General features: G+C 61.4%; 1 protein-coding gene. It reads left to right on the top strand.

The window, feature by feature from the left end:
* Positions 1-272 (top strand): JAB domain-containing protein (locus AC0L3S_RS39360; protein ID WP_473285351.1); only part of this gene is annotated, 272 nt, incomplete at both ends.

Here is a 272-nt window from a genome sequence, read left to right as displayed (position 1 = left end):
CCGGCGTCTCATTCAGCGGGCGCTCAGGGCTCTGGACCGCCACCTGCATGAGCCCGGCGTAGCCTTCACCTCTACCCACGCCGTACGTGAATGGCTGCGACTGCATATGGCCGCGCTTGAGCGGGAAGAGTTCCGGGTGTTGTATCTGGACAACCAGAATCAGTTGATTGCCCATGAAACGCTCTTCACCGGCACGATTAACCGCACCGAGGTGCATCCCCGGGAGGTGGTCAAACGTGCTCTGCACTTCAACGCGGCGGCGGTGATACTCG

This window comes from Bradyrhizobium sp. Ken01, assembly GCF_055807355.1.
The sequence above is the reverse complement of the archived record's forward strand: the minus strand, read 5'-3'. Positions and strand labels throughout refer to the sequence as shown.